Origin of the sequence: Caulobacter sp. 602-1 (assembly GCF_003931565.1) — a bacterium.
Taxonomy (GTDB): Bacteria; Pseudomonadota; Alphaproteobacteria; order Caulobacterales; family Caulobacteraceae; genus Caulobacter.
This window is the reverse complement of record NZ_RRYI01000012.1, coordinates 1-22,895: the sequence shown is the minus strand read 5'-3', so window position 1 is coordinate 22,895 and position 22,895 is coordinate 1. Positions and strand designations below refer to the sequence as shown.

Sequence of the window (22,895 nt, the reverse complement as noted above, 5' to 3'; positions counted from 1 at the left end):
TGGATGAGCCTGTGAACGCCCCTTCCAAGCCCAACGATTGGTCGGCCTATCCCGACGCCAAGGGCCGCTTCGGCGACTACGGCGGCCTCTATGTGGCCGAGACGCTGATGCCGCTCGTGCTGGAGCTGGACCGCGCCTACACGGAAGCCAAGAACGATCCGAGCTTCCAGAGCGAGCTCAAGGGCTATCTGACGCACTATGTCGGCCGGCCCAGCCCGCTCTATTTCGCCGAGCGCCTCTCCAGGCATCTCGGCGGCGCGAAGATCTACTTCAAGCGCGAGGAGCTGAACCACACCGGCGCGCACAAGATCAACAACTGCATGGGCCAGATCCTGCTGGCCCAGCGCATGGGCAAGACCCGGATCATCGCCGAGACCGGCGCGGGCCAGCACGGCGTGGCCAGCGCCACCGTCACGGCCCGCTTCGGCCTGCCCTGCGTGGTCTATATGGGCGCGGTCGACGTCGCCCGTCAGAAGCCCAACGTCTTCCGCATGAACCTGCTGGGCGCCGAAGTCCGTCCGGTGACCTCGGGCGCGGCGACCCTCAAGGACGCCATGAACGAGGCGATGCGCGACTGGGTCACCAATGTCGACGACACCTATTACATGATCGGCACCGCCGCCGGCCCGCACCCCTATCCGGCCATGGTCCGGGATTTCCAGGCGGTGATCGGGACCGAGACCCGGGAGCAGATCCAGGAGATGGAAGGCCGTCTGCCCGACGCGGTGGTCGCCTGCGTCGGCGGCGGTTCGAACGCCATCGGCATGTTCCACCCGTTCCTGGCCGACGAGAGCGTCAAGATCTATGGCGTCGAGGCCTCGGGCCACGGCCTGGAGACCGACAAGCACGCCGCGTCCCTGACCGGCGGACGCCCGGGCGTGCTGCATGGCAACAAGACCTATCTGCTGCAGGACGAGGACGGCCAGATCCTGGACGCCCACTCGATCTCGGCGGGCCTGGACTATCCGGGCATCGGTCCCGAGCACTCGTTCCTGCACGACATCGGCCGGGCCCAGTACCTGACCTGCACCGATGACGAGGCCCTGAAGGCCTTCCAGCTGTGCGCCGAGCTCGAAGGCATCATCCCGGCCCTGGAAAGCGCCCACGCGATCGCCAAGCTGCCGCAGCTGGCCAGGGAGATCGGCGAGGGCGGCGTGATCGTGCTCTGCCTGTCGGGCCGGGGCGACAAGGACATCTTCACCGTGGCCGACGCGCTCGGGCGCACCATCTAGGCCATGGCGATCTAGGGTACAGACCACTTGACCAAAGACCGCATCGACCGCCGTTTCGCGGCGCTGAAGGCCGAGGGCCGCGCCGCTTTCGTGGCCTATGTGATGGCCGGGGATCCGGACGCGGCGACCGCGCTCGAGATCGTCAGGGGCCTGCCGGCCGCCGGCGCCGACATCATCGAGCTGGGCTTTCCATTCTCGGACCCGATGGCCGAGGGCCCGACCATCCAGCGCGCCAGCCAGCGCGCCCTGGCCCGGAAAATGACCCTGAACGGGACGCTGGACATCGTCCGCGCCTTCCGCGAGGGCGACCAGGACACGCCGGTCATCCTGATGGGCTATCTGAACCCGCTGGTGAACCGCGGCTTCGAAACCTTCGCCAAACAGGCCCATGACGCTGGCGTCGACGGCCTGATCGTCGTCGACTGCCCGCCGGAAGAGGCTGACCCTCTGTCGGACGCCCTGGAAGCCGAGGGGCTGGCGCTGATCCGCCTGGCCTCGCCGACCACCGACGACAAGCGCCTGCCGGCCGTGATTCGCCGCACCTCGGGCTTTGTGTATTACGTCTCGGTCGCCGGCGTGACCGGCGTGAAGTCGGCCGACGCCGCCGATGTCGCGCCCGCCGTCGAGCGCCTGCGCAAGGCCTCTGGCCTGCCGGTCGCGGTGGGCTTCGGCATCCGCACGCCCGAGCAGGCCGCCGCCGTCGCCCGCGTGGCCGACGCGGCCGTGGTGGGCTCGGCGCTCGTCGACGAAATCGAGTCGGCGGCCAAGTTGAACGAAAACGTGACCGAGAAGGTTCTTCTCAAGGCGTCGGAGCTGGCTAAGGCTGTGCGTTCGGCGCGAGTCGGGACGAAGTGAGGCTCTAAGGCTATGGCTATGGCTGAACCCCAGGACCCGAAAAAGGGCGACAAGAAAGTGGCGACGGACCGCCGAGGCGGCTGGCTGTCGCGGATCGCGCCGGGCGTGCGCGGCGCGTTCGCCAAGCGCGAGACGCCCGAGAACCTCTGGGTCAAGTGCCCCGACACGGGCGAGATGATCTTCCGCTCCGACCTGGAGGCGGCCCTGTGGGTCACCCCGGCCGGTCGCCACATGCGGATCGGGCCCGAAGCCCGCTTCAAGTTCACCTTCGACGACGGCCAGTACGAGGCCCTGCCGACCCCGTCGGTCGCCGAGGATCCGCTGCATTTCTCGGACGGCAAGCCCTACAAGGATCGCCTCGCCGCGGCCCGCAAGGCCACCGGCGAGCCCGACGCCATGGCCATCGGCTATGGCAAGGTCGCCGGCGTCGACGCCGTGGTGCTGGTCCAGGACTTCGCCTTCATGGGCGGCTCGCTGGGCATGGCCGCGGGCGAGGGCTTCATCGCCGCCGCCAAGGCCGCGCTCGAGCGTGAAGTGCCGATGATCGCCTTCACCGCCGCTGGCGGCGCGCGGATGCAGGAAGGCGCGCTGTCGCTGATGCAGATGGCCCGCACGACCCTGGCGATCAACGAGCTGAAGGACGCGGCCCTGCCCTATGTCGTGGTCCTCACCGACCCGACCACCGGCGGCGTCACCGCCTCCTACGCCATGCTCGGCGACATCCACCTGGCCGAGCCGGGCGCCCTGATCGGCTTCGCCGGTCCGCGCGTCATCGAGCAGACCATCCGCGAGACCCTGCCGCCGGGCTTCCAGCGCTCGGAATATCTGGTCGAGAAGGGCATGGTCGACCGCGTCACCCACCGCAAGGACCTGCCGCAGGTGCTGGGTTCGATCCTGGGCACCCTGATGATGGGCCGCAACCGCAAGGCGGCCTGAGTCTCCTTGTGAGCGACCACCTCCGCGCTCACGACGCCGCCCTGGCGCGGCTGCAGGCGCTGCATCCCAAGCTGATCGACCTGTCGCTGGACCGGATGCGGCGGCTGTGCGCGGCGCTGGGCGATCCCCAGGACCGCCTGCCGCCGGTGATCCACGTGGCCGGCACCAACGGCAAGGGCTCGACGGTCGCCTACCTCCGGGCCATGGCCGAGGCGGCGGGCCTCAAGGTCCACGTCTTCACCTCGCCGCATCTGGTCCGTTTCGCCGAACGGATCCGCCTGGCGGGAGCCCTGATCACCGACGACCACCTGGCCGATGTGCTCGACCGCGTCGAGGCGGCCAACGCCGGCCTCCCGATCACCTTCTTCGAGATCACCACGGCGGCGGCCTTCGTCGCCTTCGCCGAGGTCCCGGCCGATCTGTGCATCGTCGAGGTCGGCCTCGGCGGCATCCTGGACGCCACCAACGTCATCCAGAGGCCGGCGGTCTGCGTCATCGCCCCGGTGGACATCGACCATCGCGAGTTCCTGGGCGACACCATCGCCAAGATCGCCGTCGAAAAGGCGGGGATCATCAAGCCGGACGCGCCGGCCGTCTCGGCCCGCCAGCATGGCGAAGCCGAGGACGTGCTGGAGACCACGGCCGCCCTGGCCGGCGTCGAACTGACCCTGATGGGCCGCGATTTCGACGCCTGGAACGAGCGGGGCCGGCTGCTGGTCCAGATGCAGGACCGTCTTCTGGACCTGCCGGCGCCCTCGCTGCCCGGCGAGCACCAGTTCGCCAATGCCGGCCTGGCCGTCGCCGCCCTGCTGGCCCTGGCCGATCCGCGCATCGACGAAGCCGCCATGGGGCGCGGGATCGCCGGCGCGGTCTGGCCGGCTCGCTTCCAGCGCCTGACCGCCGGCCCGCTGGCCGAGCGCGCCAGGGCGGCCGGCGCCGATCTCTGGCTGGACGGCGGCCACAATCCCCACGCTGGCCGCGCCGTCTCCCGCGCCGTCGCCGATCTGGCCGCCCGCGACGGCCGGCCGGTGGCGCTGATCTCGGGCCTGCTGGCCAACAAGGACGCGCCCGGCTTCTTCGGCCCGTTCCGGGGCGTGGCGGCCAAGGTCTTCACCGTCACCTTCGAAGGCCGCGCCGCCGCCAGCGCCGCCGATACGGCCGCCGCCGCCGAGCTGGCCGGCTTGCGAGCCCGCGCCTGCGCTTCGGTCGAAGACGCCCTGGAGCGGGCGCTCGACCTGGAGCCGACGCCCCACGTTCTGATCTGCGGCTCGCTCTACCTCGCGGGCGAGGTGCTGGCGATGAGCCCAGAGACTTGGCCGACCTAAACGCGTAAGGCTGAGCCCACGCCGATAGGGCGGCGCGGCCCGCTGGACATCCTCGGCGAGCGCACCCGTCCTGGCAGGAACCGCCGATGGCCAAGGGTCAGAAGAAATCAAACAAGGAAATCCGCAAACCGAAGGCCGAGAAGAAGGCCCCGCCGGTCTCGGTCTCGCCGTTCATCGTGACGCCCAAGAAGTAGGCCGACACGAAAAACGCCCGCCCCGGAAACCGGAGCGGGCGTCTTCAATTCAAGGCCTGAAAGCCGTCTAGACCGGTTGAACGCCGGCCTCGTTCAGCCATTCCAGGATCTTCTGCTTGGGCATGGCGCCGACCTTCATCGAGGTCATCTGGCCATCGCGGAACAGCATCATGGTCGGAATGCCGCGAACGCCATAGCGCGACGGCGTCGTCGGGCTGTCCTCGATATTGACCTTGGCGACGGTGACCACGTCGGCCAGCTCTTCGGAGATCTGCTCCAGGGCCGGAGCGATCTGCTTACAGGGACCGCACCATTCGGCCCAGAAGTCGACCAGCACGGGCTTGCCGGCCTTCAGGACGTCGGATTCGAAGGTGGCGTCGGTCACCACAACGGTGCTCATGGCTTGCTCCAGTCTGGCGTCACGCGTTCGGCGCGGAGGACGCGATAAGGTCAATGTGCCCGGATTCGTTCCGGTCGCTTGCGAAAGATGTAGGAGGACGTTGGCCGTCCGGCAACGGGATTAGGTCAGGCGGGCCAGAGCCTGGGCCATCACCTTTTCTGGAACCGGCATCAGTTTGGGGCCGTCCGTCCAGACCAAGGCCGCTTCGACGGTCCGTCCTGGGAACACCTCGCGCAGCACGGCGGCATAGACCGCCATCTGGGCCAGATAGGCCGGGTCGGCGTCCTCGATCTGGTCAGGCGAGGGACGATTGGTCTTGTAGTCCACCACCAGCACCCGGCCTTCGTCGACCACCAGCCGGTCCACACGGCCCGAGACGGCGAGGCCCTTGGGCAAGTGAGCGCTGGTTCCGGCCAGGGCGACCTCGGCGCGAGAGCCGGGGCCGAACACGGCGGCGAAGCGCGCATCGTCCAGCACGCCGAAGGCGGCCTCCGCCATCTCCTGGCGCTGTTCGTCGGTCAGGTCGCGCTCGGCGGCCAGCAGGCGTCGGGCGGCGGTGGAGCGTTGGTCCGGCGCGACCTCCGGCAGCAGCTGCAGCAGTTTGTGGACGATCTCGCCCCGTCTGTAGCGGCCCAGGCCCGAGACCTTGGCCAGCGGCGAGGGAGCCGGGACACGGGCGTTGTCCTCGATCCGCGACGGCGCGGCGTAGCGGGCTGCGGCGGGCTCGGGCGGGGCTTCGACCTTGATCCAGGCCGGCGCCCCCGCCGGGTCGCGCACGGTCTCCTCGATGCGCGGCGCGCTGACCGGATCGGGACCGTAGCGCAGGAAGGCGGTCTCTCCCTCGCCCATCGTCCGCACTTCAGGGGCGATATCGGCGTGGCCGAAGGCGGCGCGAGCGGCGGCGTACCAGCCGCCGACCTTGTCGTCCTTGGTCCGGGCGTCGATACGGCCACACAGGATCAACCGGTCCCGGGCCCGGGTCAGGGCCACGTACAGCAGGCGAAGGGCCTCCTGGCTCTCCTTGTCCTCGCGGAGCTTGCGGGCCCTTGCCGAGGCGTCGCAGTCGCCCTTGCCGCTGGCGCACCACAGCAGGCCGCCGTCCTCGGTGACCAGCAGCGGCGAGCCCCCGGCTCCGCGCTTTACCGTCGTCTCGGGCAGGAAGACGATCGGCGCCTCCAGGCCTTTGGACCCGTGAGCGGTCATCACCCGCACTTCGCGCCGGGCGCCTTCCATCTCGCGCTTGACCACGATGTCGAGCGCCGCGAAGTCGGCGACCAGGGCTTCCAGGTCGCGGACGCCGCGCTGCTCGGCCTCCATCACCTGGGCCAGGAACTCGTCGAGCGCTTCCTCGGCTTCCGCCCCGAGGCGCGTCAGGACCTTGGCGCGGTGCGAGCGGCCGCTGGCGTCGGCCAGGCCCAGCCAGCCGGCGAAGAACTCGAATGGCTGGCGCCTGCGCCCCTCGGTCAGCGCCCAGTCCAGCACCGTCCGCGCCGTGGTCCATTCCGGGCGCTCATCGGCCCGGCGGCGCAGTTCGGCCCACAGGGCGGCCCGGCGGCCCTTGGCCAGGGCGTAGACGTCTTCGTCGGAGAGGCCGCAGAACGGCGACTTCAGCAGGGCCGCCAGGGTCAGGTCGTCATCCGGGAACAGGATGAATCGCCCGAGCGCCAGCAGATCCTCGAAGGCGATGTGGCTGGACAGCGACAGCCGGTCGGCCCCGGCCACCGGCACGCCGCGTCGCTTCAAGGCCCGGATGATCTCCTCGAACAGCACCTTGCGGCGGCGGACGAGGACAAGGATATCGCCGGCATGGGCGGCGCGACTGATACGAAGGTCCTTGTCAAAGACAGCGTCACCCCGATGGATAATCGCGGCAGCCTCGGCAGCGATTTTCTCAGCGAGGCGGCGGTTGGCACTCTGCTCGCTCTCGGCGTCGACAGGCGCCTCCCAAGCTTCACGCTCTTCGCCCGGGGACTCGCGCGTTAGAGGCCAGAGGTCCACGCAGCCTGGCTCGCGTCGAGTAGGCTCATGGGGCTCAAGGTCTCCTCCTTCAGGCATGAGCCCGACGCGGTTCTCCTCCACTGAAAAAAGACTGTCGACATAAGCCAGGACCTGGGCCGTCGAACGGTACGATTTCGCTAGACGGACGCCCACTCCTTCCCGGCCAGCCTCAGCTATCCGGGCGATGTAACCTCGGGTTTCTGCTCCAAAGCGCGCGGGATCCGCACCTTGGAACGAGTAAATTGATTGCTTGTGATCGCCGACCACGAACAGGGTCCGCTCGGCCCGGCGGCCGCTCCAGCCCTCGGAGGTCTCGCCCACGAAGAAGTCGGCGGTCAGGGCTCTGAGGATTTCCCACTGCTCCGGGGCGGTGTCCTGGGCCTCGTCGAGCAGGATGTGGTCGATGCCGCCGTCCAGCTTGTAGAGCACCCAGGCGGCCTCGACCTTTTCGGTCAGCAGCACGCGGGTCTTGTCGATCAGGTCGGTGAAGTCCAGCGCGCCCCGGGCGTCCTTTTCGATGCGGTGGGACTCCACATAGAGCACCGCCAGCCGCAGGGCGTCGGCGGTGTCCTCGGCCACCTTGGCGGCGCGCACCCGTTCGCGGGCGGCCTCCAGCTTGGCCTGGTCCAGCAGCAGGGCCTCCCGAAGGTCCTCGCGGCTCTTCAGGCCCGACGTTTTTCCGGGCCAGGTCGCCGGCGCGCCTTCGCCGCCCTCGGTGAACAGGGCGCGGAGGGCAAGCTCCAGCGTGGCGTCCGGGTCGCGGGCCACGGCGGCCAGGGCTTCGGCATACTTGGCGTCCTGCTTGCCGCCGCCGTCGAACAGCACGGTCGCGGCGGCGCGCCAGACGCCGAGGTCAAGCCGCGCCATCGCCTGGGCGGCGAGGTCCGCGGCCGAGGTCGGATCGTCGAAGCCGCAGCGCGTCCAGGCGTCGGCGACCGCTTCGGAAAGGCCGCCGCAGCGCCGGACATAGTCCATGACCTGCCCGCGCCGCGCCTCGAAGCCGGCGAACATGTTCTCGAAGCTCTGAAAGTCGAGCGCCACCGAGAAGCGGGCATAGGCCTCCGAGAAGGCGTCTTCGTGCGTATCGACCCATTGGGCCGTGGCGCGGCGGGCGGCGCGGGCGATGGCGGCGCCCGCCTGATCGTCCATCACCGTGAAGCCGGGCGAGACACCGGCCTCCAGAGGGAAGCGCCGCAGCAGCTTTTCGCAGAAGGCGTGGATCGTCTGGATTTTCAGGCCGCCCGGAGTCTCCAGCGCCTTGGCGAACAGGGCGCGCGCGTCCGACAGGCCCTTGGCGTCGTAAGCGGCGTCCGTTTCGCCCACGAGCTTGATCAGCTCGGCCCGCAGATCGGCGTCGCTGGTCACCGACCATTTGCCCAGGCGCTCGAACAGGCGGCGCTGCATCTCGGCGGCGGCGGCCTTGGTGTAGGTCACGCACAGGATCGCCTGCGGCTCGACCCCGGCCAGCAGCAGGCGCGCGACCCGGTCGATCAGGGTCTTGGTCTTGCCCGAACCGGCATTGGCCGTGACGAAGGCCGAGATCGTCGGATCGGCGGCGATGCGCTGATGATCGGGCGCGCTCATTCGCCATCCCCGTCGTCGCCGCTGGTCGACCATTCGAACACCCGCGCCAGGTGGGCATAGTCGCCGGGATGCTCCTTGACGAACTGCGGGGCGACCCGTGAGCGGTAGGGCTCGTCCGGATCGTCATAACGGGCGATCAGGGTCGAGAGGCCGTCCAGCGCCTTGGTCGCGGCGGCGGCGCTTTCCTCGCCGGCCAGAGCGCGGACCTGCTCCTCGCCCGCGGGGCGACGGCCCGTGACGCGGACATAGGTCAGGTCACCGGGCGTCGGCTTGCCCAGGTCCGGGAAGCCGCCGTGCATCAGGATCGCCGCCGTCAGGGTCAGCTGCGGCGAGAAGCCGGTGTCGACCTGCTTCTGCGACGGGGCGGCGCCAGTCTTGTAGTCGAGAATGTGGGCGGTCCCATCGGCGGTCGGCTCGATTCGGTCGGCCTTGGCGGTCAGGGTGAAGGGGCGGCCATTGATCGACAGCGACAGTTCGCCCGCCGCCTCGACCACGACCTTGCGGGCCGTGGTGCGGCGATGGCGCTCCCAGTCGGCGACCCACAGGGCGGCCTCGCGAGCCAGGGCCCTTTCGCGGGCCAGGGCGGTCGGTGGCATGCCGGCCTTGATCAGGGCGTCGATGTAGAGGCGCTCGAACACGCCGGCGGCCTCGACCGGCACGGCGTCGGGATAGGTCTCGGCGAATGTCTCGAACGCCGCGTGGATGGCGGTGCCGCGGGCGCGGGCCTCGACCGGCTCGTCGGGGCGCTCCAGCGGATAGAGCTTGAGAATGTCGCGGGCCCAGACGGCGTAGGGGTCGCGGGTCAGGGCCTCGATCCGGGTGACGGCCATCCTGCGCGGACGGTCCTCGACCGGCGGCGTCGGGGCCGGGCGGCCGATCGGCGCGTAAGGATCAGGCGCGTCCAGGGCGCGCACCCAGTCCAGTACGTCGTCGCGACGGGGCAGGGCGAGCCCCGCGCCGGCGGCCAGGGTCTTCAGGCGCCACAGCCAGCGGGACTCGACGGCCGGCGCGCCGCCGCGTCGCTCGCAGTGGACCAGCACCACGTCCGGCGCGCTGGCGGCCTGGGCGAAGTCGTGGGCCGTCAGGCCGATCTTGCGTTCTGGCGGCGGCAGGCCGAGCCGGCTCCGCATGGGGCGCGACAGGAACGGATCGATCGGCGCCCCCTGCGGCCAGACGCCCTCCTCCAGCCCCGCCAGCACAAGGCGGTCGGCGCGGACCAGGCGGGCCTCGATGGCGCCCAGGATGCGCAGGCGCGGATGGGTGGCGCCGCCGACGCGGACGGTCTCCTCGTTGACCAGTCGGTCGAGGATGTCGGCGAAGGCCTGGGGCGAGGCGTCGGGCAGGGGCTCGCCGTCTTGGATCAGGGCCGCCATCAGGGTTCCCAGGCATTCGCCCGCGCCGCCGGCCCAAAGGCGGTGTGGCGCGATCAGGCCTTCCAGCGCCTCGACCAGGGCCTGGGCGGCGCGGCAGGGCGGCGCGAAGCCGTTGGCATAGGGGCTGGCGGCATGGTCGATGGCCGCCAGCACACGGTCGCAGAGCGCGAGCGCGTCGGGCGCGTCGCTCAGCCGGGCGCGTAGTACGGCCTTCGAGCCGGGCGCGGCGCCGCGCAGTCCCTTGCGTTCGAGCACGGCGGCGGCCGGCGTTTCGTCTTCGCCCAGCACCAGCGGATGTTTGGCGAAGGCCAGCAGGCGGACGGGATCCAACGGTTCCTCGACCAGACGCGCAAGATGCAGGGCCAGGATCGCCGAGCCGGCGGCGGCCAGCGGTGCACCGGCCGAGCTGTCGGGGATCACGCCCCAACGCTGCAGGCGGGTCATCACCCGGCGAGCCAGGGTCTGGTCGGGCGTGACCAGGGCCGCGGTCTTGTCCGGCGTCTCCAGCGCCTCGCGCAGCAGCAAGGCGCAGGCCCCGGCGGCCTCTTCCTCGGCGCGGGCGGCGATGACCGAGAAGCCGGTCAGGCCCTCGGCGACGGGGTCGAGGTCCGGGGCCTCGGCGCGCAGGGCGGCGATCTGGGCCAGCCAGTCGGCGGTGGCCTCGGCTGGACGCAGGGCCTCGTTGACGATCCGCCGCCGCCAGCGGCCGCGACTGTCGACATCGGGAACCCAGGCGCGGACATCCGAACGCGCGACGCCAGCGCGGTCCAGCAGGCGCTTCATCGCGCCTTGCGGATGCTGCTCGCCCTGGGAGCCCTCGATCTGGGTCCAGGCGCTGTCGGCCAGGTCCTCGTCGAGGCCTGGCAGCACCACGGCGCCCTTCGGGGCGGCGGCGATGACGCGCAGCAGATCGGCGGTCGCCGGCGCCGTGCCGGTCGAGCCGGCGGCGACCAGAACCCCGGCCGGCGGGTTCTCGGCCCACTGCTTTTCCAGGGCCCGCAGCAGCTTCACCCGGCGTTCGGCGACGTCGATCAGGCCCAGAGCTTCCAGGCGCTTCGGCCAGGCGGTCAGCACGCCTTTCAGGAAGCGGGCCGAGACCTGCCAGTGCTGGGCCAGGTCGCCCTCGGCAAGGCCGTCCAGCTTGTCGGCGAACGGGACCTCCTCGATCTGGCAACTGTCGAGGAAGTCCGACAGGGCCTTGGCCAGTTCCAGAGCCTGGACCGGGCCAGGCTTGAACGACAGCTTGTCGCCGTGGTCGACGACCAGCCGCGCCAGCTCGAACCGACGACGGCGCGACGAGATTGCGGGCGGGAAGTCGAGGGACAGTTCCCCGGGTTCGAAGGGCGGCTCGCCTTCATCGAGGTCGCCCAGCGGCCGGATCTGCGGCAGCAACAGCGCCCGACCGCCGCCGACCGCCAGGAAGGCGTCGGCCAGGGCGCGGGCGCCGCGACGGGTCGGGGTCAGGACGATGGCGCGGGGCAGGGCCTCGGGGCCCAGCGGTTCCAGCGTGTTCAGCAGGCCGCGCGCCAGGTCGTCGACGAACGGCCGATGGGCGGGGATCGAGAACCAGCGCGGCCCCGGTCTTTCGAAGAAGGGGGCCGGTCCGCTCATCGTTCGGCCAAATCGCCCTGGGAGAGCCTGGCTTCGGCCGCCAGCCTGGCGTCGGGATCGCCGACGTGCATCCAGAGGCCGTCGGGCGCGACGCCGTGGACGCGGTGGTCGGCGGCCAGGCGTTTCCACAGCGGCAGCAATGAGAACGGACCCTCGGGGCCATCGGCGGTGATCGCCGGCTTGCAGATATGGACGCCGACATAGACCAGCGGCGCGATCTCGCCGGGATCCTTGAAGCGCACGACGCCGTCTTCGAGGAACACGTCGCCGCTATCGTGGAAGCCGAGTGAACCGCTAGTCGAGGCCAGCATCAGGCAGACGTCCATGGTCTCGGGATTCCAGGCGGCGGCCACGGCGTCGACGGCCGCGCCGCCGTGCTCGATCCAGATCGAATCGATATTGGCCACGAAGACCGGATCCTCGCCGAGCAGCGGCAGGGCGTGCTTGACGCCGCCGCCCGTCTCCAGGGCCTGGGCGCGCTCATCGGAGATGACGATGCGCGGACCAAGACCCTTGGCCTCGCGAGCCTTCAGGTGGGCTTCCACGAGGTCGGCGAAATAGTGGACATTGACCACGGCCGTTTCGACCCCGGCGGCGGCCAGGCGATCCAGCATGTGGTCGATCAGCGCCTTGCCGGCGACCTCGACCAGGGCCTTGGGCCGGTCGTTGGTCAGCGGGCGCATGCGGGTGCCGAGGCCGGCGGCCAGCACCATCGCGACCTTGGGGCCGCTCATCGGCGGGCCTCGGCGGGAACGTAGCGATCGAACCAGGCCTTGAGATCGCTCATCGCCGGATCGCTCAGGTTCCGCTCCAGGTAGCGCCAGGTGCGCGGCATGAAGGCCTCGTACTGGCGGCGGCCCAGCAGGGCCTGGCGGGCGAAGACCCGGCCCAGGATGCGGGCGGCGTTCGACGCGGCCAGGGCGCGATAGTCTGCGATAAAGGCCTCGCGATCGACGCTCGGTCGGGCGGCGAGATAGCGGTCCAGCATGGCCGCCTCCAATTCCGGCGACACGTCGCGGCGGGCGTCCTGCAGCAGGTGGGTCAGGTCCCAGGCGGGGTGGGCGCGCAGGGCGTCCTGGAAGTCCAGCAGGCCGACGCGGGCGACGCCGTCGCGCTCGGGCAGCCACAGCAGGTTCTGGGCGTGATAGTCGCGGTGGCTGAAGACGCTGGCCCCGGCCTCGCCGCGCACCCAGACGGGCGCCCACAGCGCGTCCCATGCGTTTACGGCTTCGGGGCTGAAGGCCGGGATGCCGGCGAACTGCGGCCACCATTCCAGGAAGGTGTCGGTAGCGTATTTCAGGGCCAGGGTGTCGTAGGTCAGCAGCGGCCAGCGGACGTCGTCGACGGCCAGAACGTCCGGCGGCGTCTCGACGTGCAGGGCCACCTGCAGATCGACGGCGGCCTCGTAGAGCGGGCGCTCGTCCTGGCCTTCCGCGATCAGGGTGGCGTAGAGGCCGTCGCCCAGGTCTTCCAGCACCGCCAAGCCCTGGGCGACGTCATAGGCGAAGATGCGCGGCGCCGAGAGGCTGCGCTGGCGCAGATAGTCGGCGGTGGCGACGAAGGCGGCGACCGAGCCGGCGGCCAGGCGCGCGGCGGCGTTGTAGCCCAAGGCCAGGCGCTCGGCCTCGGTCGCGCCCGGCGGACAGACGACGCTTTCCAGCGCCGGCGGCTGGTCCATGAAGATGAAGCTGGCGCCGCCATTCCGGTGCAACCGTTCATACGACCGGGTCGAGGCGTCGCCGCCCAGGTTCTCTCGGCGGACGTCGCCGAAGCCGTGGGTTTCTAGGAACGCGGCCTTCGCCGTCTCGCGCTCAGAACTCAAGATCACGCCCCTCGAAATCGCCGTGCCGTGTGATGACGGCGCGCCGTGCGTCGCCGTCGAGGGCGATGTCTATATCGAGCCGAGTCGCGGGCAAACGCCCTTCGAGCCGTTGCGGCCATTCGATCAGGGCGACGCCGCCGTCCAGGGCCTCGTCCAGCCCGATCTCGTAGGCCTCGTCGGGGTCGGACAGGCGGTAGAGGTCGAAGTGCGCCAGCGGGAAGGCCGGTGTCTCGTAGAACTGCACCAGGGTAAAGGTCGGGCTGGGCACCTCCTCGTCCGGCGTCGTCAGGGCCCTGATGAGGGCCCGGGCCAGGGTCGACTTCCCCGCGCCCAGAGGACCGGTCAGGCACACGGCGTCGCCCGGGCGCAGGGACGCGGCCAGCGTTCGGCCCAAGGCCTGGGTGGCGGCCTCGTCGGGCAAGTGGAGGATATTCATTCCCCTCCCATAGCGCTTCGCTCCCTTGATGTTGAGAGGCGCAAGGCCCTTCCCCCCGCGCCGCTCACGCGCTAACCGCAGTCCCGATGCCGACTTCTCTTCGCACCGCCTATCGCGAGCGCCTGGCTCAGGGCGAGATCCGGCCCGACGTGGCCCAGGCCGCGGCCGTCGACGCCCTGTCGCGGCTGGAGGCCGATCTCGACAACGCTGGCGAGCCCGGGTTTTCGCTGTTCGGCCGCAAACCCAAGAGCCAGCGCGGCGTCTATCTGTGGGGACCGGTCGGGCGCGGGAAGTCCATGCTGATGGACCTGTTCTTCGACAGCGCGCCGATCGGCAAGAAACGCCGCATCCACTTCCACGCCTTCATGGCCGAGGTCCATGCCGACATCGACGCCTGGCGCAAGGGCGACGCCGCGGCGCGCAAGGCGCGCTTCGGCCAGTCCAAGGGCGACGATCCGATCGCCCCGACCGCCGAGTTGATCGCCACGCGCGCCCGCCTGCTGTGCTTCGATGAACTGCAGGTCACCGACATCGCCGACGCCATGATCCTGGGTCGCCTGTTCGAGGCCCTGTTCGCGCGCGGCGTCACCCTCGTGGCCACCTCGAACCGGCCGCCGGACGACCTCTACAAGGACGGTCTCAACCGCCAGCTCTTCGTCCCCTTCATCGACATGCTGAAGAGCGCCATGGACGTCGTGGCCGTGCGCGGGCCGGTCGACTTCCGACTGGATCGTCTGCGCGCGGCCCGCACCTGGCTGGCGCCGAACGACAAGGAAAGCCAGGCCGAGTTCGAGCGGCTGTGGTCCGAGATGCTGGATGGCGCGCCCGAGACCGGCGCGACGCTGGAAGTGCTGGGCCGCAAGATGCGCCTGCCCCGCGCCGCCGGCGGGATGCTGCGCTCATCCTTCGCCAGCCTGTGCCAGCAAGCCCTGGGGCCGCAAGATTACCTGGCCGTCGCCGAGCGGTTCCACACCATCTTCCTGGAAGACGTGCCACGCCTGACCCCCGCCCGGCGTGACGCGGCCAAGCGGTTCAACACGCTGATCGACGCACTCTACGAAGCCGACGCCAAGCTGGTGGCCCTGGCCGACGCCGAGCCGGAACAGCTTTATCCCGAAGGCGACGGATCCTTCGAGTTCGAGCGCACGGTCTCGCGCCTGCAGGAAATGCGCTCGGCCGACTATGTGGCGCGGGTGCGGGACTAGGGAGAAGGCGATGAGCGTCAAGGATCGTGTCCGCGTCCGCGAGACCAAGCTGCTGTCCGACAATTGGTACGTCCTGAAGACGACCACCTTCGACTGGAAGCGGCGGGACGGGACCTGGCAAACCCAGCATCGCGAGCACTACGACAGGGGCAATGGGGCGGTGTTGTTGCCCTACAATCTGGAAAGCCGGACGGTGCTGCTGGTCCGGCAGTTCCGATGGCCCGCCTTCGTCAATGGCTATGACGACCTGCTGATCGAGGCGGCGGCTGGTCTTCTGGACAACGCCGAGCCGGAGGTTCGCATCCGCGCCGAGGTCGAGGAGGAGCTGGGTTACCGCCTGGGCGACGTGCGTAAGGTGTTCGAGGCCTTCATGAGTCCGGGCTCGGTGACCGAGATCCTGCACTTCTTCGTCGCCGAGTATGATGCGGCCATGCGGATCGGCGACGGCGGCGGGCACCCGGACGAGGGCGAGGACATCGAGGTGCTGGAGCCGACCATAGACGAGGCCCTGGCGATGATCGCCGATGGCCGCATCCGCGACGCCAAGACCATCATGCTGCTGCAGCATCTGGCCCTGACGGTGTTCCGCGCCTAGCCGAAATCCCGGGCCAGCGGCACGCTGAATCGGGTCACCAGTCCGGTCTCGCCATAGTCGGCCTCGATCTCACCCTGAAGCTCGCCGGTGATGCTGCGCTCGATCAGCCGGGAGCCGAAGCCCCGACGCTCGGGGTGTTTGGCCGGTGGGCCGCCGGTCTCTCGCCATTCGAAGCTCAGCACTTCGCCGCCGCCGGTCAGGTTCCAATCCAGCAGCAGCCGGCCTCCCATCGAAAGAGCCCCGTACTTGGCGGCGTTGGTGGCCAGCTCGTGGAAGACCATGCCCAGCGAAAGGGCCACGCGCGCCGGCAGGTGAACGTCCGGGCCGTCCATGACAATGCGCTCCGAGCCATAGGGTCCGAGCTCCTGGATCAGAATCTGGCGCAGACCCGCTCCGGCCCACTGGCTGTCGGTCAGGGCGTTATGCGTCTGGGACAGGGCCAGCAGCCGAGCCTCGAACGCGGCGGCGAAGGTCTCGGGCGTCGTTGCGCCGCGCAGGGTCTGCTGGGCGATGGCCTGGACCGTGGCCAGCGTGTTCTTTACGCGATGGTTCAGCTCGTCGAGCAGCAGGCGCTGGCGGTTGTCCGCCTGGACCTGATCCGTCATGTCCACGCCTTCGACGAAGACGCCCGAGGCCGTCCCGTCCGCCTCGATGATCGGCTGATAGACGAAGTCGAGATAGCGCTCTTCCAGCGCCGCCCCGGCGTTGCGCTGCAAGGCGATCTTCACGCGCCGGCCCACGAACGCCTCGCGGGTCGCCAAGACCCGATCCAGAAGATTGATGAAGCCCTGGTCTACGATCTCCGGAAGAGCGGTTCGCACCGGCAGGCCGGTAACCTCGCGGTGGCCGATCAGCTGGGTGTACGCGTTGTTGGCGAGGTCAAAGACGTGATCGGGACCGCGAAGCACGGCCATGAAGCTGGGGGCCTGCATGAACAGGCTGCGAAGTTGCCGGCTCTGGGTCTGCACGGTCTGGGCCCGCCGGAGCACTTCGTCGCCCAGCATGGTCGCCGACCGCGAGCCAAAGGCCGCGTCCTTGAGGCGCTGGATCGCGGTGACGTCCTGGGTGTGTTGCAGGATGTAGCGGGTAACGCCGGCTTCATCGGGGATCGGCGTATGGGTGGCGCTCCAGATCCGATCCTCGAAGCCGCCGCCCAAGTGGGCCGGTCTTTCGATCGCGTAATGGATCAGCGGCAGTTCGGTCACCTCGCCCCGGTCACGGGCGTGGGCCAGGGAGGTTTCGAGCTGGGCTCGCGTCTCGCCTTCCGAGGGAAAGGCGTCGAAGATGTTGCGATGTTCCAGTTCGCCCCACCCGCGTTGCACGGTGCGCAGATAGGCGGCGTTGGCGGCCACATACCGAAAGTCACGGTCGAGCAGCATGTAGGGCGAAGGGATGCGATCAAAGATCGCGCCGAAATCGATCGGACCCGTCATGCGCACGCCTTGCTCCCCTAAGCGACAGACCGTAACGCAACCTTGGCCTTGGGAGTTCCTTAACCAAGCTGGAGCGGTACTGAGAACGTTTCTCAACAGGCGTCGCTTTAATTGACACCCCCGCCCTCACGCTTAAAAGCATCCCGCAACGCACAAAGGCTACTGGGGTTGGACCTCTCATGACCGACACGAGCCGGGGGCTGCCTGAGCGCCCGATGTCGCCACACCTGCAGGTGTGGCGTTGGCATATCACCATGGCCTGCTCGATCCTCCACCGCGGCTGTATCGTCGGCCTGTGGGTCGGCGCCGTGATCCTGGCCGCCTGGGCCGCCGCCCTGGCCGCCGGCCCGGACGTTTATGCCGGCCTGCTCGGCGTACTGGGCTCGCCGATCGGCAAGCTGGTGCTGCTGGGCGAAACCTTCGCCGTGTTCTTCAACATCGCCTACACGATCCGCCAGACCTTCTGGGACACCGGCAAGGGGTTCGCCCCGCGTATCGCCGACATGACGGGCGCCATGGCGATCGCCTTCGCGGTGGTGGCGACGATCGTCACCTGGGTCATCGCCGGCGCGAACGGAGCGTTCTGATCATGAGCAAGAACGACATCTTCCAGCCCATCCAGTTCCGTACGCCGCTGTCGCGCGCTCGCGGCCTGGGCGCCTCGCGCCACGGCGTGAGCCATTTCATTACAGAGCGCGTCTCGGGTCTGGCCCTGGCGCCGCTGAGCGTCTGGGGCGTGTTCGCCGCCCTGAAGCTGGTCGGCGCCGACCAGCACACCGCCGCCGCCTGGGTCGGCCAGCCGGTCAACGCGGTGCTGCTGAGCCTGCTGCTGATCTCCGCCCTGATCCATCTCTCGAACGCGGTCCAGGTGGTGATCGAAGACTACATCCACCGCTTCACGAGCAAGTCGGCCCTGGTGATCGGCAATCTGTTCGTCTGCGTGCTGGCCGGCGCCGTGGGGGTCTTCTCGATCCTCAAGGTGGCCCTGACCGTGACCGGAGCCCATTGATGTCGGCCTACAAGTTCATCGACCACAAGTTCGACGTCGTCGTCGTCGGCGCCGGCGGTTCGGGTCTCCGCGCCGCCCTCGGCGCTGCACAAGCCGGTTTGAAGACCGCCTGCGTCACCAAGGTGTTCCCGACCCGCAGCCACACCGTGGCGGCGCAGGGCGGCATCTCGGCCTCGCTGGGCAACATGGGGCAGGACGACTGGCGCTGGCACATGTTCGACACCGTCAAGGGATCGGATTGGCTGGGCGACCAGGACGCCATCGAGTATCTGACCCGCAACGCGCCGGCGGCGGTCTATGAGCTCGAGCACTGGGGCGTGCCCTTCTCGCGCACGGCCGACGGCAAGATCTATCAGCGCGCCTTCGGCGGCATGACCAAGAACTACGGCGAAGGCCCGATCCAGCGCACCTGCGCGGCGGCCGACCGCACCGGTCACGCCATGCTGCACACGATGTACGGCCAGTCCCTGGCCCACGACACCGAGTTCTTCATCGAGTACTTCGCCCTCGACCTGATCATGGACGACGGCGTCTGCCGCGGCGTGACGGCGTGGAAGCTCGATGACGGCACCCTGCACCGCTTCCAGGCCCAGACGGTGATCCTGGCCACGGGCGGCTATGGCCGCGCCTACTTCTCGGCTACCTCGGCCCACACCTGCACGGGCGACGGCAACGCCATGGCGCTGCGCGCCGGCCTGCCGCTGCAGGACATGGAATTCGTGCAGTTCCACCCCACCGGCATCTACGGCGCCGGTTGCCTGATCACGGAAGGCGCGCGCGGCGAGGGCGGCTATCTGACCAATTCGGAAGGCGAGCGCTTCATGGAGCGCTACGCCCCGTCGGTGAAGGACCTCGCGCCGCGCGACATGGTCAGCCGCGCGATGACCATCGAGATCCGCGAGGGGCGCGGCGTGGGCCCGAACAAGGACCACATCTTCCTGCACCTGGATCACCTGGATCCGAAGATCCTGCACGAGCGTCTGCCCGGCATCTCCGAGACCGCCAAGGTCTTCGCCGGCGTCGACGTCACCAAGGCTCCGATCCCGGTGCTGCCGACCGTCCACTACAACATGGGCGGCATCCCGACGAACTATCACGGCGAGGTCGTCACCAAGTCGGGCGACAATCCCGACCAGGTGATCCCGGGCCTGATGGCCGTGGGCGAGGCCGCCTGCGTGTCGGTCCACGGCGCCAACCGCCTGGGCTCCAACTCGCTGATCGACCTGGTGGTCTTCGGTCGCGCCGCGGCCCTGCGCTGCGCCGAGGTCCTGACCCCCGGCGCCAAGCAGCCGGAACTGAAGGACGCCTGGACCGACGGCCACCTGGCCCGCTTTGACCGCTATCGCAACGCCAGCGGGACCCAAGGCACGGCCGCCCTGCGTCTCGAGATGCAGAAGGCCATGCAGGAAGACGCCGCGGTGTTCCGCACGGGCGAAACCCTGGTCGGCGGCGCTCAGCGCCTGGCGACGGTCTGGGACAAGGCCAAGGACATCAAGGTCAGCGATCGCGGTCTGGTGTGGAACACCGACCTGATGGAGACCCTGGAGTTCGACAACCTGATCGGCCAAGCGGTCGTGACCGTGGCCGGCGCGGTCAACCGCACCGAAAGCCGCGGCGCCCACGCCCGCGAGGACTTCTCGAGCCGCGACGACGCCGAATGGATGAAGCACACCCTGGCCTGGCTCGATGTCGAGACCGGCAAGGTGAAGATCGATTACCGTCCGGTGCACAGCTACACGATGTCGGACGACATTGCCTACATCCCGCCGAAGCAACGGGTCTACTGAGGGTACGATGGTCGAACTCGCACTCCCCAAGAACTCGCAGGTCAAGTCGGGCAAGCACTGGCCCGCGCCGGCCGGCGCCAAGAAGGTTAAGACCTTCAAGATCTACCGCTACGACCCGGAAGCGGGCGGCAATCCGCGTTGGGACACCTACGACGTTGACGTCGACACCGTGGGCCCGATGGTCCTGGACGCCCTGCTGTATATCAAGAACACCATCGACCCGACCCTGGCCTTCCGTCGGTCGTGCCGGGAAGGCGTCTGCGGCTCTTGCTCGATGAACATCGGCGGCCGCAACACCCTGGCCTGCACCCACGGCTGGGCCGAGGTGCCGGGCAAGGCCGTGCAGATCAGCCCGCTGCCGCACATGCCGGTGGTCAAGGACCTGATCCCGGACCTGACTCTGTTCTACGCCCAATACGCCTCGGTCGAGCCCTGGCTCCACACCGATACGCCCGAGCCGCAGGCCGAATGGAAGCAGTCGCCGGAAGACCGCGAGAAGCTCGACGGCCTCTATGAATGCATCCTGTGCGCCTGCTGCTCTACCTCGTGCCCCAGCTACTGGTGGAACGGGGACAAGTATCTGGGCCCGGCGGCCCTGCTGCACGCCTATCGCTGGCTGATCGACAGCCGCGACGAGGCGACCGGCGACCGTCTCGACCAGCTCGAGGACCCCTTCAAGCTCTATCGTTGCCATACGATCATGAACTGCGCCCAGGTCTGCCCGAAGGGTCTGAACCCGGCCAAGGCCATCGCCGAAATCAAGAAGATGATGGTCGAGCGCGTCGTCTGACGGGCTCCTTGAGAAGACAAGAATGGGGCGGCTTCGGAAACGAGCCGCCCCATAGAGCCTGCATTAGTAGGCTCTTTTTTGTATGGGGAGCGCGTCCGGGCGCGAAACCGCAGACACTTTCTCTGACGCGCTCTATATCCGCCTCTGTCGAAGGCGCTTGCCAATAGGTGACGCCGGCGTCATTTTTGACGAAAGGGAGGGCGTCGTTGAACGCTAACGTCAATCAGAACGCATGCGTCGTGATCGTCGGCGCGGGTCACGCGGGTGGTTCGGCCGCCGCGTTCCTGCGTCAGTATGGGCACGAGGGCCGGATCGTCCTGATCGGCGACGAGCCGCTGTTGCCCTATCAGCGCCCGCCGCTCTCGAAAGCCTGGCTGAAGGGCGAGGCCGACGCCGACTCGCTCTCGCTGAAGCCGGCCGAATGGTACGCGGAGAACAACGTGTCTCTGCGCCTCGAAGGCGTGGCCGAGCGGATCAACCGCTCCGAAAAGACGGTGACCCTCGCTTCGGGAGAGGTCATCGCCTACGACTTCCTGATCCTGGCCACCGGCGCTCGCGCCCGTGAGCTGCCGATTCCGGGCTCTGACCTTGCCAGCGTCCTGTCCCTGCGCACGGCCGCGGACGCCGAACGACTCAAGCACGCCCTGGGGCCGGGCAAGCGCCTGGCCGTGATCGGCGGCGGCTATGTCGGTCTGGAGGCGGCCGCCTCGGCCCGGGCGCTGGGCAGCCACGCCATGGTTGTCGAGCGTGAAAACCGGGTCCTGGCGAGAGTCGCCTGCGAGACCCTGTCGCTCTTCTTCCAGGACTATCACAGCAAGCATGGCGTCGTGTTCGAGCTGAACGCCGGTGTCGCCGGCTTCGAGGGCGAGAATGGCCAAGTCACCGGCGTGAAGTTCTCGGATGGCCGCGTGGTCGCCTGCGATGTCGCCCTCGTCGGCGTCGGCGCGGTCCCCAATGACGAGCTGGCCAAGGATGCGGGCCTGGCGACGGCCAATGGCGTGGTCGTCGACCTGGAGGCGCGAACCGAGGATCCGTCGATCTTCGCGATTGGCGACGTCACCCATCGTCCGCTCCCGCTCTATGAGCGTCAGTTCCGCCTGGAGTCCGTCCCCAACGCCCTGGAGCAGGCCAAGCAGGCCGCTTCGGCGATTCTCGGACGTCCGGGTCCCGCGCCCGAGGCGCCGTGGTTCTGGTCCGACCAATATGATCTGAAGCTGCAGATCGCCGGCCTGCCGTTCGAGGCCGACCGCCAGGTGGTGCGCGGCGACGTCGCCGCCGCCAAGTTCGCGGTCTTCCATCTGAAGGGCGACCTGCTGCAGGCCGTCGAGGCGGTCAACGCGCCGCCTGAATTCATGGCGGGCAAGCAGTTGATCGCCAAACGCACGCCGGTGAGCGCCGACAAGCTCGCCGATACATCGGTGTCCATGAAAGAGGTGGCGGCTTAGGCCGCCCTGATAGAGACAGCCTTCCAGGGGTAACGGGAAACAGATGGCCAAGATCACCTACATCGAACACGACGGCGCCGAACATGTCCTGGACGTGAAGTCGGGCCTGACCGTCATGGAAGGCGCCGTGAAGAACAACGTACCGGGCATCGACGCCGACTGCGGCGGGGCCTGCGCCTGCGCCACCTGCCACGTCTATGTCGACCCGGCCTGGCTCGATAAGACCGGCGACAAGTCGGCCATGGAAGAGTCGATGCTGGATTTCGCCGAGAACGTCGAACCCAACAGCCGCCTGTCTTGCCAGATCAAGGTCAGCGACGCGCTGGACGGCCTGATCGTGCGGCTGCCGGAAAGCCAGCATTAATCACGGCGTCAAAAGATCGACGTTATATTGTCGCGAGGGGCTTGCCAGTCGTCCGAGGGAGGACTAGATCACCGCCTCGCTCGGAACGGCATCGCGACCGGACGACGCGACCCCCGAAAGGGAGTTGCATCGGTTCAGACGCTTCGCTAAACACCGCGCTCCAATCGACTCGATGACGGATCCGCAAGGGCGGCCACGGCGGCCCAGGGATCCTTCTTTTGTCTCTTCACTCCCCGGGTTTCCGGAGTTTGAAATAGCCGAAAAGAGTTGGTTGACTTCGGAGTGTCGCCTCTTTAGAAGCGCCGCTCCGGACATCGCCGCCAAGACTTTGCAAGAAATCAGCGGCGCGATGTTGGTCTAGACAAGTAATCGTTTTGAAGTTTCTTCGAAATAATTGCTTGACTGGATTTGGTGGTTTCTTTAGAAGCTGCCGGCTCCGCTGGTGACCTTGGGGTTGGTTGGCGGGTTTGTCGGAAAGTTTTGAAAAAAACGATTTGACAC

Annotated in this window: 21 protein-coding genes; 13 read left to right on the top strand and 8 right to left on the bottom strand. The window is 68.6% G+C overall.

Translation table 11 applies throughout. From position 1 onward, the window contains the following. Window positions 1-11: 11 nt before the first annotated feature. The 5 genes from trpB (at window position 12) to EIK80_RS23995 (ending at window position 4,542) form a co-directional block, all read left to right on the top strand. A complete protein-coding gene (gene trpB, locus EIK80_RS24015; protein WP_199743608.1) occupies window positions 12-1,232 on the top strand; it encodes a tryptophan synthase subunit beta in 1,221 nt (406 codons plus the stop codon). 27 nt (window positions 1,233-1,259) lie between these two features. Then, window positions 1,260-2,087, top strand: coding sequence for a tryptophan synthase subunit alpha (gene trpA, locus EIK80_RS24010; protein WP_125159536.1), 828 nt, complete (start codon window positions 1,260-1,262; stop codon window positions 2,085-2,087). Between the two features lie 12 nt (window positions 2,088-2,099). Continuing rightward, entirely contained in the window at window positions 2,100-3,023 is a 924-nt protein-coding gene (locus tag EIK80_RS24005; RefSeq protein ID WP_125159535.1) for an acetyl-CoA carboxylase carboxyltransferase subunit beta, read from the top strand. 8 nt (window positions 3,024-3,031) lie between these two features. After that, a complete protein-coding gene (locus EIK80_RS24000) occupies window positions 3,032-4,348 on the top strand; it encodes a folylpolyglutamate synthase/dihydrofolate synthase family protein (protein ID WP_125159534.1) in 1,317 nt (438 codons plus the stop codon). An 86-nt stretch (window positions 4,349-4,434) separates the two neighbouring features. Beyond that, on the top strand, window positions 4,435-4,542 hold the full coding sequence (locus EIK80_RS23995; RefSeq protein WP_004617960.1) for a hypothetical protein: 108 nt from the start codon (window positions 4,435-4,437) through the stop codon (window positions 4,540-4,542). Window positions 4,543-4,609: 67 nt separating this feature from the next. Here the strand turns inward: EIK80_RS23995 and trxA are convergent, their stop codons facing one another. The 6 genes from trxA to tsaE form a co-directional block, all read right to left on the bottom strand. Then, entirely contained in the window at window positions 4,610-4,942 is a 333-nt protein-coding gene (gene trxA, locus EIK80_RS23990) for a thioredoxin (RefSeq protein ID WP_125159533.1), read from the bottom strand. Window positions 4,943-5,062: 120 nt separating this feature from the next. Next, a complete protein-coding gene (gene addA / locus EIK80_RS23985; RefSeq protein ID WP_125159532.1) occupies window positions 5,063-8,524 on the bottom strand; it encodes a double-strand break repair helicase AddA in 3,462 nt (1,153 codons plus the stop codon). Then, window positions 8,521-11,508 carry a double-strand break repair protein AddB gene (gene addB, locus EIK80_RS23980; protein ID WP_125159531.1) on the bottom strand — a complete coding sequence of 996 codons (2,988 nt, stop codon included), beginning with the start codon at window positions 11,506-11,508 and terminating at the stop codon, window positions 8,521-8,523. The genes addA and addB overlap by 4 nt, the downstream gene beginning before the upstream one ends. Further along, window positions 11,505-12,242 (bottom strand): N-acetylmuramate alpha-1-phosphate uridylyltransferase MurU, encoded by a 738-nt coding sequence (murU, locus tag EIK80_RS23975; protein WP_125159530.1) that lies wholly within the window; start codon window positions 12,240-12,242, stop codon window positions 11,505-11,507. Before murU ends, addB begins: the two co-directional genes overlap by 4 nt. Next, window positions 12,239-13,330: an N-acetylmuramate/N-acetylglucosamine kinase AmgK gene (amgK, locus tag EIK80_RS23970; protein ID WP_125159529.1), complete on the bottom strand. Its 1,092-nt coding sequence runs from the start codon at window positions 13,328-13,330 to the stop codon at window positions 12,239-12,241. The genes murU and amgK overlap by 4 nt, the downstream gene beginning before the upstream one ends. Then, window positions 13,320-13,766: a tRNA (adenosine(37)-N6)-threonylcarbamoyltransferase complex ATPase subunit type 1 TsaE gene (gene tsaE, locus EIK80_RS23965; protein WP_125159528.1), complete on the bottom strand. Its 447-nt coding sequence runs from the start codon at window positions 13,764-13,766 to the stop codon at window positions 13,320-13,322. The genes amgK and tsaE overlap by 11 nt, the downstream gene beginning before the upstream one ends. A gap of 86 nt (window positions 13,767-13,852) precedes the next feature. Between tsaE and zapE the strand changes: the two genes are divergently transcribed. Both zapE and EIK80_RS23955 read left to right on the top strand, forming a co-directional pair. Continuing rightward, window positions 13,853-14,971 carry a cell division protein ZapE gene (gene zapE / locus EIK80_RS23960; protein WP_125159527.1) on the top strand — a complete coding sequence of 373 codons (1,119 nt, stop codon included), beginning with the start codon at window positions 13,853-13,855 and terminating at the stop codon, window positions 14,969-14,971. Between the two features lie 10 nt (window positions 14,972-14,981). Then, window positions 14,982-15,566 (top strand): NUDIX domain-containing protein, encoded by a 585-nt coding sequence (locus tag EIK80_RS23955; RefSeq protein ID WP_125159526.1) that lies wholly within the window; start codon window positions 14,982-14,984, stop codon window positions 15,564-15,566. Here the strand turns inward: EIK80_RS23955 and EIK80_RS23950 are convergent. Further along, the gene (locus EIK80_RS23950) at window positions 15,563-16,999 is read right to left on the bottom strand and encodes a sensor histidine kinase (RefSeq protein WP_125159630.1); all 1,437 of its coding nucleotides are present in this window, start codon (window positions 16,997-16,999) and stop codon (window positions 15,563-15,565) included. The genes EIK80_RS23955 and EIK80_RS23950 overlap by 4 nt on opposite strands. 179 nt (window positions 17,000-17,178) lie before the next feature. Between EIK80_RS23950 and sdhC the strand changes: the two genes are divergently transcribed. The 6 genes from sdhC to EIK80_RS23920 all read left to right on the top strand — a co-directional run bounded on the left by sdhC (window position 17,179) and on the right by EIK80_RS23920 (window position 22,394). Next, a complete protein-coding gene (gene sdhC, locus EIK80_RS23945) occupies window positions 17,179-17,586 on the top strand; it encodes a succinate dehydrogenase, cytochrome b556 subunit (RefSeq protein WP_125159525.1) in 408 nt (135 codons plus the stop codon). After that, window positions 17,553-18,008, top strand: coding sequence for a succinate dehydrogenase, hydrophobic membrane anchor protein (sdhD, locus tag EIK80_RS23940; RefSeq protein WP_199743611.1), 456 nt, complete (start codon window positions 17,553-17,555; stop codon window positions 18,006-18,008). Before sdhC ends, sdhD begins: the two co-directional genes overlap by 34 nt. Beyond that, a complete protein-coding gene (gene sdhA, locus EIK80_RS23935; protein ID WP_125159523.1) occupies window positions 18,008-19,795 on the top strand; it encodes a succinate dehydrogenase flavoprotein subunit in 1,788 nt (595 codons plus the stop codon). Before sdhD ends, sdhA begins: the two co-directional genes overlap by 1 nt. Window positions 19,796-19,802: 7 nt before the next feature. Then, window positions 19,803-20,585, top strand: a complete 783-nt coding sequence (locus EIK80_RS23930; protein ID WP_125159522.1) for a succinate dehydrogenase iron-sulfur subunit — start codon at window positions 19,803-19,805, stop codon at window positions 20,583-20,585. Window positions 20,586-20,791: 206 nt separating this feature from the next. Continuing rightward, window positions 20,792-22,030, top strand: a complete 1,239-nt coding sequence (locus EIK80_RS23925) for an NAD(P)/FAD-dependent oxidoreductase (RefSeq protein ID WP_125159521.1) — start codon at window positions 20,792-20,794, stop codon at window positions 22,028-22,030. Window positions 22,031-22,073: 43 nt separating this feature from the next. After that, on the top strand, window positions 22,074-22,394 hold the full coding sequence (locus EIK80_RS23920) for a 2Fe-2S iron-sulfur cluster-binding protein (protein WP_125159520.1): 321 nt from the start codon (window positions 22,074-22,076) through the stop codon (window positions 22,392-22,394). A gap of 226 nt (window positions 22,395-22,620) precedes the next feature. Here EIK80_RS23920 and EIK80_RS26795 read toward each other — a convergent pair. Then, window positions 22,621-22,895: hypothetical protein (locus EIK80_RS26795; RefSeq protein ID WP_233586926.1), on the bottom strand; the 275-nt coding region annotated here is incomplete at its 5' end.